The organism is Actinoplanes auranticolor (assembly GCF_018332655.1).
Taxonomy (GTDB): domain Bacteria; phylum Actinomycetota; class Actinomycetes; order Mycobacteriales; family Micromonosporaceae; genus Actinoplanes; species Actinoplanes auranticolor.
Map to the genome: position 1 here is coordinate 64626 of NZ_BOQL01000053.1, position 13411 is coordinate 78036.

The window sequence follows — 13411 nt, forward strand, 5'->3', positions numbered from 1 at the left end:
GCCATAACCCGCCAGGGCGGGAACTCTATCTAAGTTGCATGCCCGGCCTCCTTGAGGCGACCGGCGCGAAGCACCCCATGACACATGGTGATCTCATCGTAATGCTCGATCAACGAGTAGGCGTTCGTCAACACCCGGGAGGGTGACATGTCCGAAGACGCGCTGCTCGCGTATCGCTACTTGATGCATCAGTGATCATCATCAGCATCAAAACTTTTACTCGTGGCCAAAGTATATGAACCAGCTACCACCTAGATCGACCACTTCGATCTTCGGGACTATAGCTGACTGCCTCCGCAGATTAGCAACCGCCGTCCATCGCACACTCGCACACTCGCAGCGGCCCGAGACCCGGCGACGGAACGTCTTGGCGCACCGAACTTAACTCTATCGATCCCAAACGATCGAGAAATCATGGTGTTGTGCCCACGCATCATGTTTATAGGTCATGTTCAAGGGCTTGGCCTCCGATAGTGATCACCGAGTTGATCTGTGGCCTTAGTTATGTTGATCTTTGGCTTAGTTATAAGGCTGAATTTGGGCGAACTCGTCAGTCTCTCAACCAGTTGGTCCGTCCGGATCGACGGCGGCGTCGGCCGGTGACCCGGCAAGGCCGCGGTGGGCGGGCCTGTCGGCCCACCCACCGCACCGTTCGACGCTGCCCGGCAGCGAGTCGAGCTAGAGGTTCACAGAGAGCTGTAGATGCCGAGTCCCAACCCGAAGGTGGCGCCGAACGCCCCGGCCGCAGAGAGGATCGCCGGGGAGACTCGGCCCGCTTCGAGCCAGACCAGGAAGCCGGCCCACGTCGCCACCAGCAGCGACGCAGTCACGATGAGGGCGAAGGCAAGGATTCGAATGACCATGCCCATATCGGACCAAGGGTTGGCGGGCAATCTCTAGCTGTCGAATGCACATCTTGGTCGCGCCGGTTGCCCGCGACTCTACTGAGGCTGGCGAACAAATTAGACCGAGAATATGTACGCCCGGGCGGCGATACTGACCACCATGCGCCCTAAACGGAGAGCGACGAAGACTGGCTACCGTCCGAGTCCCGAGCTCGAGCAGGTGCGGGTAGCCCTGCACGTGCTGCTGCGGGCAGGAAATACATTCTGGTGCGCGTTCCACGAGGACGGGCCCCTGAACAGCCGGACCGGACGCCGGGTCGCCTTGGCAGTAGCCGCGGTGGACGCCGTCGAGGCGTTCATGCTGGCGACTAGGCGGCTGGACGGTCCGCGCGGGCAGCGCGCCCGGACGCTGCTCGACAGCGTGAGCTTGGCGGCTTCGCTGTGGGCCTACCCGCGCAGCGGTCGCGACGCCGGGATGGCGGCCTCCCTCCTCCCGACGGTCGGCGTCGCGGTCGAGCGCATCTATACCCACGGGCTGGTCAACGGCGTGGTAGCGATGGTGGCCCCCACCGCGACCGCGTTCACGACGCGTCGGCTGACGCGTCGTCCTACCAGCCTGGCCGACGCGTTCACCTATCCCGCCATTGCGCTCACCGCCGGCGCCGCCCTTCGCTTGGCCGAGCAGGTCGGTCAGTGGCGGCTACGGCGCGGGGAGCAGAACCGCCAAGATGCGATTCGGGCCGCCATGGGGTTCTTCGGCGAGCGACAGTTCGACCGGGACGGCGGCATCCTGGCTCTCGACTCCCTGCAGAAGGTCTTCACACTGCTGCTCGACTCGTCCGCCGTGCCGGACCACGCCAAGGCCGGCCTGATGGCGGCGCAGAGGAACCGGCGGCAGCGTACGAACTCGGCCGACAACCAACGCGGCCACCAGGGAGGGGCCGGCACGCTGTTAGCCGCCGCGCTCCACCAGTACGCCGACGACCGAGGCGGCAACCGGCTGCGCGACCGCGTCTATCTCGACCGTGAAGCCCCGGCCCACGACGCCCGCACCGAGGAAGGCGGGCTTCTCCTCGATCCGGTCCAAGCCGAGGAGCTGTACCTCGTCCTGGACGAGATCGGCGTGGCGGGGGACACCCGGCTCGACGTGGTGCGGACTCTGCGCCGCGGCGCTGGGATGGACCTCAGCATGCGGGTCACCACACAGCGCCGTGGGGAGCAGGCGCGGGCCTACGACGTCCACCTGCCCTCCGGCCGCTCTGTCTGGCGGCTGGATTTGGTCACCGTGGGTCTCGCGCTGCAATCCGCCTGGATCATGACCACCAGCTCGCCCGGCCATGCGCACATTCCCGTACCGGTCACCGCGGCGGCGGCCGCCGTAGACGCGGTCGCCGCCGCGACGGCACATTACATCTCCCGACGATGGCAGTCGGTGAACCCGTCCGACCTCACTCTGTTGTGCCTGCCGGCTTCTCTCTTCATCGCCACGGTCGGCACCCGGACCATGCGCCGCAAGACCTACAATCCGGGCGGCACCCCGATGCATCCTGGCCTGCACGCGCTGGCCGGGAACGCCTGGGTGCTGGGCTCGCACGCCCGACGCATGAGCCCGGTCGGCAAGGCGCTGTTGGTGGCCGGGGTGGGCCTTCAGATCGGCACGAGCTGGCTGATGAGCCGGCGGCAACCGGGCGACGGTAAGGCCTTCTTGGCCGAAATGACCTGGGCCACGCTGGCGATGGCCGGGAGCTTGGTGCTATCCCGGGGACTCGCGCGCATGGAGCAGCGGACCAGCATCGAACAGGAAGAGCGAGCCGCCGAGGTAGCCGGCCTCGCGTTTCGGACCGGCTGGGCGGGCCGCCGGCAGACGATTGGCGCCCAGGTCGATCAGGCCGCGGACCTGCTGCTGCAGGCCGAGCGACAGGCCGATGTGCCGTCTGCGGATCCGCGGACCTTGGAGAACTACAAAATGTTGACGCTGCTCAACGAGGACGCACGGAGTGCCCTCGAAGATGCCGGTCAACGAAGGCCCAGCGCCACGGCGACCAGGACGGAGTCGCGCCGATGAACTTCATCATCGTGGACGATGAACCGGGCATGCGGGAGATCCGCCAGCTCTGGCTGACCCATTCCGACGACGCGGCGGTAGACACCTGCGTGGCGCAAAGCTTCGAGCAGGCCCTGGCGCTCGGCGAGCGATGGCGTGAATTCGACGTAGCCGTCGTCGACGGCTACGACCGCCGAGGCGACAAAATGCGGGAATCCGAGGCGGACCAGGCCGGCGTGCCCTTCCACGAATACGACCGGTTCCCCGGCCGATCCGTCGTGCTCGCCGCCAAGCGGCACAACCCCAACATCATCGTCATCGTGACGAGCACCTATATCAAGGGCCACGACGAGCTGGCCCAACAAATGGAGGGAGCGGGCGCCACCTACGTATTCAGCCACGACGAGGTCATGCACCGGGAGCGCTTCACCGAACGGATGACCGACCCCGAACGGTTCGCGCAGCGCACGACGACGCCGCCACCGAGGGGACGCCGACGCCTCGCCGAAATCTCAGAGATCGTGCACTCAGCCGACCCAGCCGTGCGCCGCCACGTGGTGGAAGGACGGTCGTCGGAATCGAAGAAGGCGTCCCGGCGCGGCGTCGACCGACTCGTCCACCAACTCCGCGACGTGCTCAACGTCCCAGAATCGGCGACCGGCCGCGCCGTACACCTGCAAAACCTGCGTCCAACCCTGCGACGGATGCTGGGCCTCGATATCGAACCGCCGAGGAGCCACACCGACGACTGAGCCCGTAACGTGGCGGCATGATGGCGCAGCGGCCCGCACGCAACCGGGACTCCCTCCTGGACACTGAGCGTCTGATCACCTGGGCCTGGCACGGCCTCGACGAACTGACGATCCGCCGCGAGCTGCTCAACGAACTCAACCTCTTTCCCGTACCCGACGGCGACACCGGGGCCAACATCGGCGCATTCTGGGCCGGTTTCGCCTGCGATCTGCTCGACACGGCGGAATCACTGGGTGAGCTCGTCGCGATCGCCGCCCAGCGCAACTTCCGAGTCCCTGGCAACAGCGCCACGATCACCTACGCGTGGCTGCAGGGCCTCGCCGAGCGGCTGCCCGAGGCGACCGCCGACCAGCTGAGTCTGGTGGAGGCCCTCGGGCGGGCCGCCGAGCGAGCCAGGGCGGCCGTGCTGGAGCCACGGGAAGGCACGATGCTCACCGTCTTCGACGCCACGGCCGTCGCCGCGGCCCGGGCACCGGCATCCGATCCGACGGCGCTCGCGCAGGTCGTCACCACTGAGATCTCGCTGGCGCTGAGCCGCCACCCGGTGCCTATCGCCGATGGCCTTGAGCTCGGGAACTTTTCCCCGACGATCGATGCCGGCGCCTTGGCCGCGCAGACCCTGTTGACCAGCCTCTGCACGGTCGTGGCGCCCGAAGCCACGATCGAAGAGCCACTGACCTCGCTCGACGCGGCACCACACCTCGTTCCCCACCAGCGAGCAGCGGACCAGCGCCACGAGGTCCGCGCCCGCCTCACCGGCGACCCCGACGACCTGCGTCTTCTGCGCTCCGAGCTGTCGACCGCAGGTGACTCACTGGTGATCGACGGCCCGGACCGGGACCGGGCCTGGCAGATCCACTTGCACGCCGACCGTCCCGACCTGATCAACGAGTTGTGTCGCCGGTACGGCACGCTGCTCACCTTCGATGCTCAACCAGTGCACACATTGCGAACCACCAGCACCGGATCCGCGCCAGAGCGGCGCGTTTTGATAGCCGGCGAAGGCGACCTGACGAATGAGCTGCGTGCCTGTCCGACCGAAGCGCACGTCTTGGTGCTCGACTCCAGTATCACCGGCGACTCGCTGCGGGAACGTGTCAATGCCGTTCGTCGTGAACGACCAGACCTGATCATTCCCGTCGTCAGGGTGCACGATTTGGACCGCCTGCCCCAGGCCCGGGCGCTGGCCGAGGGAACGGACCGGCTAGGCAAATGCGTCGTGGCGATCCGCGCCCTAGCGTGAGGCCGCGGACCAATTCCTTCGCAACTTAGCCCGCTCGCTTCTTCACTGGCATGCCCGCCGCGCGAGGGAGCCATGCTACCCGTCGGGGCCTGCTACAGCGGCGGCAGAAGGACAGCCGCAAGATCCGTTCACCACTCACTACTACCTCAGGCCCGCCACGTGTCCGCGGCCGTCAAAGCCACTGTCGCGCTGTCCGGGCTCGATAAGCAAGAAATGGAGTCGGTGCGACCCATGGATCCGCTGGTAGAGTCATAGGCCTCTCGGCGGCATCTCCCGCCCGCCGGTGATCTACAGGGAGTAAGCGTGAGCCTGCCGACACCGCAGGGCCGTCAGCACGACGTGGTGTACATGACTGGGCGAGGGCACCATGTCGTCCTCGGCACCGCCGGAACGGGCAAGACCGTGATGGCCGTGCACCGCGCGGCGCATCTGGCCGACCCGCGGACCCAGAACAGCGGCCCCACGCTGTTGCTGACCTACACCAACTCGCTGGTGGCCTACCTGAGGCACTTTGCCGCCGACCTACCAAGGGTCACGGTCGAGACGTACGGCCGGTTCGGCCGCGGCTATCTGGCCGCCCGCGGTCGAATGGGCTACCGCCAGATCGCGACCCCGGCTCAACGGCGCTACTACGTCGAGCAGGCGGTCAAGGCCACGGCCACTACTTTCCGTCCGAGCCCTTTTTTCGACCGGGCGACCGACTTCTTCCTCGACGAGCTGGAGTGGATCGACGGTAACGCCCTGGCCATGCTGCCCGACTACCTCGCAGTGCGACGCGTCGGTCGAATGGAGCCGCTGCAGCCGGCGCAGCGTCAGGCGGTCTGGGCAATCCGCACGCACTATCTCGCCGCCCGCACTGCGGCCGGACTGCCCTACGACTGGGCCGGCGTGCCCTCCGCGGTGCGCGCGGCGCTCGCCGACGATGCGCAGCCGCGCCGCTACAAGCACATCGTGGTCGACGAGGCCCAGGACCTGTCGCCGGAGGCAATCCGCTCCCTCGCCGCGGCCATCCCGGCCGACGGCAGCCTGACCTTGTTCGCTGATTACGCCCAGCAAATCTACGGGCAGCGGATGTCCTGGCGGTCCTGCGGTCTGACGGTTGCCAAGACCGAGGAATTCCTCGATAACTACCGCAACAGTCCGGAGATCGCCCGGCTGGCCATCGCCATGGGCGAGATGCCGCACTTCCAGGACTCCGCCGACCTCGTGGAGCCTCGAGCGCCGCAGCGAGCGGCCGGCGCGAAGCCCACGCTGGTCCAGTACTCCGCGACCGAGGCAGAAGCGCAAGCGGTCGCGGCGAACGCAGCCAGCTTCGGCAAAGTGTCCCGGGTCGGCATCCTCACCCGGACCCGTGCCGAAGCCCGCAGAGCCTCACGTGGCATCCCCGGCGTCCGCGCGCTGCACGACAACCTCGACCAGTGGGAGGTAACGGCAGGGGTATACGCAGGCACCTACCACTCGGGGAAGGGTCTGGAGTTCGACGTGGTGTTCCTGCCTTTCTGCGGCGCCGACCGCTGCCCTGACCCCGAGACGGTCGCCGCGTTCGGCTATGACGAGGCCGCGGCCCGGGAGAGCAGGCTGCTCTACGTCGGCGTCACCCGCGCCCGCGCCGAGCTAATCATCACGTACACCGGAGAGTTGACCCCATTACTCCCGCCGGCCGGCTCGGGCCTCTACCAGGTGACGGTGGCCGGATGACCGAGCCACTCGACCTCGCGGTCGCCGCCGAGCTGGCAGGAATGGACCTTGCCCGGCTGGCGCATTTCACCCCCGCACGAAACCTGCCCCACATCATCCGCGACGGCTTGCTCCGCAGTGTCGCCGATCTGGCTCAGGACGTGCGAGCCTGCTACAGCGCCACCGACCTGCAGCGGCTCGACGGACGACCCGACCGAGTCTGCTGCAGCCTCCAATATCCGAACGGGTTCTACTTCACCGTCGCCAAACGCAACGCAGCGTCGGTGAACTATCCTGACTGGGTTTGCCTGCTTTTGGACAAAGTGGTCGCTGCGGCCCCGGACACACTCTTCTGTCCGCGCAACGCCGCCGCGTCAGGTGTCATGGCCCGGCCCGGCATTGACGGCCTGCGCGCCTGCTATGCCCACACCGTGGTCGGGCAGAAGGTATACACCCGCGGCCCGAACCACGACCCCGGCAGCCCCACCGACGTACAAGCTGAAGTGCTGGTCGTCGCGCCGGTGCCATTGTCGGCGATCCGTGCGATCGTGTTCCCCAGCAAGGCAGCAGCAGAAGAGGAATACGGACGTTTAGACCGCTTTGGTTTAGTTCCGCCCGGCGGCGTGAATTATGTGATTTCACCCGGCATGTTCGACAAGTGGATGATCACCAAAGCTGTCCAGAACAGCCAATACTTCAGCGAGACCCCCTGGTCTCCCAAGGCGGCATGATGACTGGAAACAACCGCCTGAGCGCGCAGGTCGCGACAGGCATGTTCTTGGGCGCCGCGGCCGGCGATGCGCTTGGCTGGCCGCAAGAAGCCCGCGGTGGGTTGGTCGGCGGCCAGAAGGAACGCGACCGCGCCCAGCCGCACATGACCTTCCGTCGCTGGATCCGCCACGCCGGCCACTACTCCAGCCGCTACCGGGACCTTGTCGAACCGGGTGAATACAGCGATGACACTCAGCTGCTTCTCGCCACCGCACGTTCCTGCCTAGCTGGAGACCGCTGGTGGCAGCGGCTCACCGAGGTTGAACTCCCGACATGGCCGCTATACCAGCGCGGCGGTGGCGGAGCAGTACTGCGCGCAGCCGCAGCATGGGCTTCTGGCCGCCCACCGTGGGACTCCGGAAACTCGGCCCGCGCCAAAGACGCACTGGCTAAATATCGCAACGCTGGCGCCAACGGCATCGCCATGCGCATCGCCCCCCACGTGCTGTGGGCCGACACCCCCCATGCCCTAGTCCAGCGTGTCGTTCGCGACGGCATTGCCACTCACGGGCACCCTCGGGCCCTCGTCGGCGCGCTCGTCTACGCCTTCGCCCTGCGGCACGCGGCCCAGGCACAAGCCACCCACGGATTCGGGGACAGCATCGAAGCCGCCGCCGGCGGCCTGATCGACGTCGACCAGATCCTGCCGGAACTGCCTGTAGGCTGGGCCACCAGCAGCGAACTCGACCAGTTCGCTGGCGCCTGGCGGGACACCAACAAGGAAACCCAGCAACTGCTGGACATCATCGCCGACTCGGTTCACCAGGGCGCCATGAGTAACCCTGAGACCACCCTCGAACGGCTCGGCTGCACCGACCCCAAGGTCAACGGCTCCGGGACCGTTACTGCGACCGCTGCCATCTACCTGGCAAGTCGATTCGCTGCCCGCCCTCAGGGGGGCCTGCTAACCGCGGCGTTCCTGCGCAAGGCAGACACCGACACGTTGGCATCAATGACCGCCGCGATCCTCGGGGGCCTGCACGGCATCGACTGGCTAGGTGATCTCGCACTCACTGTCCAAGACGCCGCCTACCTCACCAAGATCGCCCAGCGCAGCCACGCGCGGACAGTGGACTTCGGTCACTGGCCAGATCGTCCGTCACGCCAATCCCGCGAAGGACTGAAGCTGACACTGCTTAGCGCGTCCACCAACGAAGGTTCCGAGAAGCCGCACGAGTTCCCCGACGGGCGCCGTTTTCGCATTGCCGATCTCGAAACCCTTGACGATCGCATCCTCCGCGCACGACTGCAGCTCAGTGACGGTCAGACCGTCCTCATCGATGCGCCGAGACCCAGTAACCCACCCGTACTCGGCCGTGCTGTCCAACAGCCCGCCAGACGCCACGACGACTCGGGCGTGCACACGGTAAGCAACCACGGGTCTGCCGCCTTGGCGAATGAAGACCCAGCGCCGGAGGCAGCCGTCGTCCTCGCCGCTCGAAGCCTGACTCGCTCAGCCGCTTTCTACGCCCAGTTGACCGGCCGTGACATCCCTGTACGATCCGGCACCGCCCGCGTCGGCCCAGGGCTTCTACTCCAGCAAAAGCCCGCCGACACTCCGATTGATACCGCATCGGTCAGCGTGCGCATCACGGTCGGTCTACTTGCCGACGTGGCGCGACGGCTCGGACTGGACAACGAACGCATTCCGAGCAGCCCGGAGGAAGTCCTCGAAATTAAGGACCCGGACGGCCGCACCGTACGGGTCAGCCAGCGCCACGCCGGTGTCGGACGTGACATGGATTGAGAAGGTAAAACTACGGATTAGAAGCAGGAGTTCAAAGCACTTCGAGCGCAAGAGCTTGAGGGCCTGAACTGGCAGCACGTGGTTCAAGACCTTGTGCTGTCGTTGTATGGGTGCCACGGGCGTCTTGCACTACCGGCCAGCCGAAGTGCCCTGGAAGGCGGCGGGCGTCGGGACACGGCGACTTAGGGATGTAGCGACTGTCGCTCATACCGAGCATCGGTGCCGCGAGTGAACCCTGACGTGCCAAGTCTGGACGCCGTAGGTCTTAATCATTGGCCAAATGGAGCATCGGCTACTCCTGGAGAGCGGTCGTCGACCACCTTGGTCACTTCTGTCATACCCACTGGCTAGGTTCTTCGTATGCGGCTGACAGTAGGGTCAGGCGAGATGTGATGCCGAGGAGGGCCGGTGCGCCTCACGCGGGTGTACGTCAGATTCTTCAAGTCGTTTAACTTTGACTACGAGCGCCGTGCGAACGAAAATGCGCAGCGGCAGCCGTGGGAGGTCTTGCCGGAGGGCTGGTATCCCCATGTGCGCCTCGACGTCGATCCGCAGATCACCGCGATTGTTGGAGCCAACGAGTCCGGCAAGAGCCACCTGTTGGACGCTATCGAGTGCGTCATGGGTGAGCGTGAGGTCACGCGAAGCGCCTTCTGCCGCTATTCGCAGCTGTTCTCGGTCGAGACCGACGAAGTGCGACACCCTGATGTCGGTGCGGTCTTCACCGTAACCCGGCCTGCGGAATCTGAGGTGCTGGCGACGCTCGATGTGACGAGGGCGGTCGGCGAGGCCTTCCTATTTATGCGGCCCGGCCAGGGGAATCCTTTCATCGTGGCCGGCGAGGCCATCGTCGAACTCGACGATGCGACCAAGGTGAGGGCCCTCGAGGGCACCCTGCCTCGGGTGCTGCGGTTCTCCACCAGCATCGCCGTTCCCGACAGCGTGCCGATCGCGTCGCTGTGGGGTGCCAGGTTGGGAAACCTTGCTGACCGCCGTGTCCGCGGCGAGTTCCTCGACGCCGCTGAGCAAACCGATGCCGGCAACGACGCCGAACTGCCGGCGTGGAGCCAGCGGTTGTGGTCGGTCTTCCGCCGTCCCGCCTCGACGACGCAGAGCCGTGAGCACGCAGACCAGCGTGAGGCGCGTGCGCTCGCCAAAAAGCTGCTCGTCAAGGTCGCCCGCGTCGACGAAAGCATCTTCAAGGAACTGCAGAAGGCCATCAACGAAGGCAAAGAGGGCGAGGTCAGCGGCCTCGAAGGTAAAATCAACGAGAGTTTGGCGCGGCACCTCAACTTGTCGCGCTGGTGGAGCCAGGACAGCGACTTCCAGCTTCGCGTCACCACCCGAGAACGCGAACTTGTTTTCACGATCCGCGACCGCACCGGAGCGGAGTACTCCTTCGGGGAGCGCAGCCGCGGCCTGACACACTTTCTCGCCTACTTCGTCCAGCTCAAGGCCCACCGGCCAGCCGAGGATCGCGACGAGATCCTGCTCATGGACGAGCCCGACGCCTACTTGTCCAACTCCGGCCAGCAGGACCTGCTGAGGGTGCTGGAAAACTTCGCGCTTCCCGACGACCGCGTACGCACCGACCAGGTAATCTATGTCACCCACTCGCCGTTCCTAATCAACAAGAACGCCGCCGACCGGCTGCGAGTCCTCGACAAGGGCGCCCAGGAAGAAGGCACCCGTGTCGTCAAGGACGTCGCCCGTACCCACTACGAGCCCTTGCGCTCCTCACTCGGCAGCTACGTGGCCGAGACCGCCTTCATCGGCGGCAAAAACCTCATCGTCGAAGGCTCCGCCGACCAGGTGATGCTGGCTGGGATGTCCAACGCCCTGCGTGTGCGGCGGCCCGACATCGCCCGGCTGCTGGATCTCAACGAAGTCACCATCGTGCCGGCAGGCAGTGCCGACAGTGTCCCCTACATCGCCTACCTCGCCCGCGGACGCGACCCGATCAAGCCCCCGTGCGTCGCGCTTCTCGACGGCGACGAAGCCGGCCGGATGGCCGTCGAGAAGCTCAGACGCAGCGAGGCGAACCGCAAGCCGGTCCTGGACGCCAAATTCGTTGTCAGCCTCGACACCTGGGCCACCAAACGCGCAGCTGCTTCGCCCGACGACATCACAGTGGTCTCCGCCACCAAGTCCGGTGCCGTGACCGAGATCGAGGACCTCATCCCCGCGAGCATCGCGATTCACGCCGCGAGGAACTACGCCACCCGACTGCTGGGCCTTAGCGATCACGACGCCGCCACCCTGAAGGAAACAGACCTCAAGACACGCCTCGACTCGGACAGCCCGCTGTGGGACAGCCTCAAGGACGGCTTCGCCGAAGCCTTCGCCGCCAGCATCGATAAGGTCGGTTTCGCCCGCGAAGTCGTCAGCTATCTCAACCAGGTCCCGCTCGAGGGCCGACGCCCAGCCGGGGTCAAGACGCTGGAAGACAACTTCATCGCGCTCCTGAGCGATCTGACCGACCTGCTCGAAGACGCCGCAGTCGGTGAAACGCAACGTCGGCGCGAAAAGCGCATGGGCCGCATCGTCCGCGGATTCCTTGACGACTACCGCGACGGGGCAAGCAGAACAATCGCCGACAGCCGTCTACGCGAGATCGAGAGCAGCCTCGACGACTCCGCCGCTCACGACGCCCTCAAGATCAGAATCGCGGCGCTCCGGCGCGACTTCTCCCTCCGGACCGATCCGACCAGAACCATCACCGACTTCCCGGCCTTCCGGCAACGGCTTGAGGACCTCACCCGCCTAGAACGCCTAGCGAACCAGGACCCCGAGGTCAACATCGGCCCCGGCTACTAACCCGCTCCAGGTGGTTGGCACGCGGCATCGTCGGCCGAGCAGGGCAGATAATGGCGCGATCCGGTGAGCAGGCGGAGTGGGTTGGGTAGGCGCCGGCGGTTCGGTGGGTGATCGTAGGTGATCAGATGTCGGCGGCCGCTAGGCGAGTCGTCCAGTTCGGCTGCGTCAGTGTGTCGGCTGGCGGGAACGGGTTGAGCGAGCTTCCCCAGCCGGCGATTCCGGCGCGGTTCCTGTGCTCGACCCCGGGCGTGCAGTGGCGGCTGGTGAGGCTCTGGCGCTGCGGGTCAGTCATTGCGGAGTTCCTGCATTGGCCGGGCCGAGTGGGCTGAGGGTTTGCGGCCGGGCTGAGCCTGAACCCGGCCGCGGGTTGAGTTTCAGCCAGCAGATGCAGTCAGTTAAGCGCAGCTCACCGTATGTCAGCCGTTCGTTGGGAGGGTCAGCTTGAGCCTGTGGGTCGCCCTGGGGTGCAGCACCAGCCTCTTGACCGAGTGTCGCGGCAGCGACTGCAGTCCTGTGGCGCACAAGAATTCCTCGATGCTGCGGTGGGCCCACCGCCGGCGATCGGCACCACCCTGCAACAAGCCGCTCGCGTAGACGGCGTCCAGCGCTGTGTACGTCACGCTGGCGGTAGAGACGTCTTCTAGGGAGAGCGTATGGAACTCGGCCCCTGGTAGACGCCGCTGCCACACTTCTCGAGCGTCCGACAGCACTGTGGCCACGGCGAGCCGACGTGCGCCTGTGAGCCGCTGCGGCAGCGGAACGTCAAGGGCCGCCGAGACGGCGTCGGCACCAGCCGCCAGCCCCTGGGTGCCGAGGTGGTATGCCTCCATCCGGGTCGTGCGTACCCGGCCGCGCCGCGCGGCCTGCAACAGCAACTTCAAGACAACCGGATAGGCGGCGATCGGTCCGATGCCCGGCTTCACCACGGCGGCGATGAAGCCGTCCACGTCGGAACGTCTGTAGCTGCGGCTTCGCGCGCCTGCGCCTGTGTCAGCGGCGCCATCAAGAGCTTCTCGTGCACGGTTCCGAGTACGCCGTACACACCTGTCGACCTGCAGTTAACGCACACCTCCTCGCGTGACGAACATGTCTGGCACTCGTGCGCCCGGATCCAGTGTGATCCGGACATCACTGCCAGTCGGAGCAACGCGATCCGCGTGTCGTACCGGTCGAAGACCTGACTGAGGGCCCGGATCATGGCCGGTGGGGTGCCCACGGCCTCGTCCAGGCTGTCAATCATGAGGCTGACCCGCTGGCCCGGATGCTCAAGTTCGGCCATCAGCACGCCGCAGGCCTCTTGGGCGTTGAGACCGCGAAGGTTGATGTACGTGGTCTGCTGACCGAGCGATTCGAGCCTATCTGCCTCAGCACGCAAGGCGTGGAACTTTCCGAGGCCGGACTGCCCCACGAGAACAGCCTTTCGTGCATTGACCTCCGACAGGGCCGCGCGTTGGTCGCCGAGGCCGACGGGTACCTGGAGTGTGGATCCTCTAAGTGCCTGTCCGGAAACTTGT

At 66.1% G+C, this 13411-nt stretch carries 10 protein-coding genes; 7 read left to right on the top strand and 3 right to left on the bottom strand.

Features of this window, described 5'->3' with window-relative positions; translation table 11 throughout:
- Positions 1-686 precede the first annotated feature (686 nt).
- The gene (locus Aau02nite_RS31540; RefSeq protein WP_212992239.1) at positions 687-863 is read right to left on the bottom strand and encodes a hypothetical protein; all 177 of its coding nucleotides are present in this window, start codon (positions 861-863) and stop codon (positions 687-689) included.
- 319 nt (positions 864-1182) lie between these two features.
- Between Aau02nite_RS31540 and Aau02nite_RS31545 the strand changes: the two genes are divergently transcribed.
- The 7 genes from Aau02nite_RS31545 to Aau02nite_RS31575 all read left to right on the top strand — a co-directional run bounded on the left by Aau02nite_RS31545 (position 1183) and on the right by Aau02nite_RS31575 (position 11897).
- Entirely contained in the window at positions 1183-2910 is a 1728-nt protein-coding gene (locus tag Aau02nite_RS31545) for a hypothetical protein (RefSeq protein WP_212992240.1), read from the top strand.
- Positions 2907-3641, top strand: coding sequence for a DNA-binding transcriptional response regulator (locus Aau02nite_RS31550; RefSeq protein ID WP_212992241.1), 735 nt, complete (start codon positions 2907-2909; stop codon positions 3639-3641). The genes Aau02nite_RS31545 and Aau02nite_RS31550 overlap by 4 nt, the downstream gene beginning before the upstream one ends.
- A 17-nt stretch (positions 3642-3658) precedes the next feature.
- Positions 3659-4885 carry a DAK2 domain-containing protein gene (locus tag Aau02nite_RS31555; protein WP_212992242.1) on the top strand — a complete coding sequence of 409 codons (1227 nt, stop codon included), beginning with the start codon at positions 3659-3661 and terminating at the stop codon, positions 4883-4885.
- Between the two features lie 303 nt (positions 4886-5188).
- Complete coding sequence (locus Aau02nite_RS31560; protein ID WP_212992243.1) at positions 5189-6583, top strand: 3'-5' exonuclease; 1395 nt, start codon at positions 5189-5191, stop codon at positions 6581-6583.
- Positions 6580-7293: a DarT ssDNA thymidine ADP-ribosyltransferase family protein gene (locus tag Aau02nite_RS31565; protein ID WP_212992244.1), complete on the top strand. Its 714-nt coding sequence runs from the start codon at positions 6580-6582 to the stop codon at positions 7291-7293. The genes Aau02nite_RS31560 and Aau02nite_RS31565 overlap by 4 nt, the downstream gene beginning before the upstream one ends.
- A complete protein-coding gene (locus tag Aau02nite_RS31570; protein WP_212992245.1) occupies positions 7293-9080 on the top strand; it encodes an ADP-ribosylglycohydrolase family protein in 1788 nt (595 codons plus the stop codon). The genes Aau02nite_RS31565 and Aau02nite_RS31570 overlap by 1 nt, the downstream gene beginning before the upstream one ends.
- 408 nt (positions 9081-9488) lie before the next feature.
- Entirely contained in the window at positions 9489-11897 is a 2409-nt protein-coding gene (locus Aau02nite_RS31575) for an AAA family ATPase (protein WP_212992246.1), read from the top strand.
- 416 nt (positions 11898-12313) lie between these two features.
- On the opposite strand, the gene Aau02nite_RS31580 is transcribed toward Aau02nite_RS31575, so the two are convergent.
- Both Aau02nite_RS31580 and Aau02nite_RS31585 read right to left on the bottom strand, forming a co-directional pair.
- On the bottom strand, positions 12314-12844 hold the full coding sequence (locus tag Aau02nite_RS31580) for a hypothetical protein (RefSeq protein WP_212992247.1): 531 nt from the start codon (positions 12842-12844) through the stop codon (positions 12314-12316).
- Positions 12817-13411: hypothetical protein (locus Aau02nite_RS31585; RefSeq protein ID WP_212992248.1), on the bottom strand; the 595-nt coding region annotated here is incomplete at its 5' end. The genes Aau02nite_RS31580 and Aau02nite_RS31585, both read right to left, overlap by 28 nt.

What these genes read in the sequence shown, in the direction of transcription:
- Aau02nite_RS31540 (WP_212992239.1), bottom strand. Translation starts at nt 863, where the DNA reads ATGGTCATTCGAATCCTTGCCTTCGCCCTCATCGTGACTGCGTCGCTG.
- Aau02nite_RS31550 (WP_212992241.1), top strand. Translation starts at nt 2,907, where the DNA reads ATGAACTTCATCATCGTGGACGATGAACCGGGCATGCGGGAGATCCGC.
- Aau02nite_RS31555 (WP_212992242.1), top strand. Translation starts at nt 3,659, where the DNA reads ATGATGGCGCAGCGGCCCGCACGCAACCGGGACTCCCTCCTGGACACT.
- Aau02nite_RS31565 (WP_212992244.1), top strand. Translation starts at nt 6,580, where the DNA reads ATGACCGAGCCACTCGACCTCGCGGTCGCCGCCGAGCTGGCAGGAATG.
- Aau02nite_RS31570 (WP_212992245.1), top strand. Translation starts at nt 7,293, where the DNA reads ATGACTGGAAACAACCGCCTGAGCGCGCAGGTCGCGACAGGCATGTTC.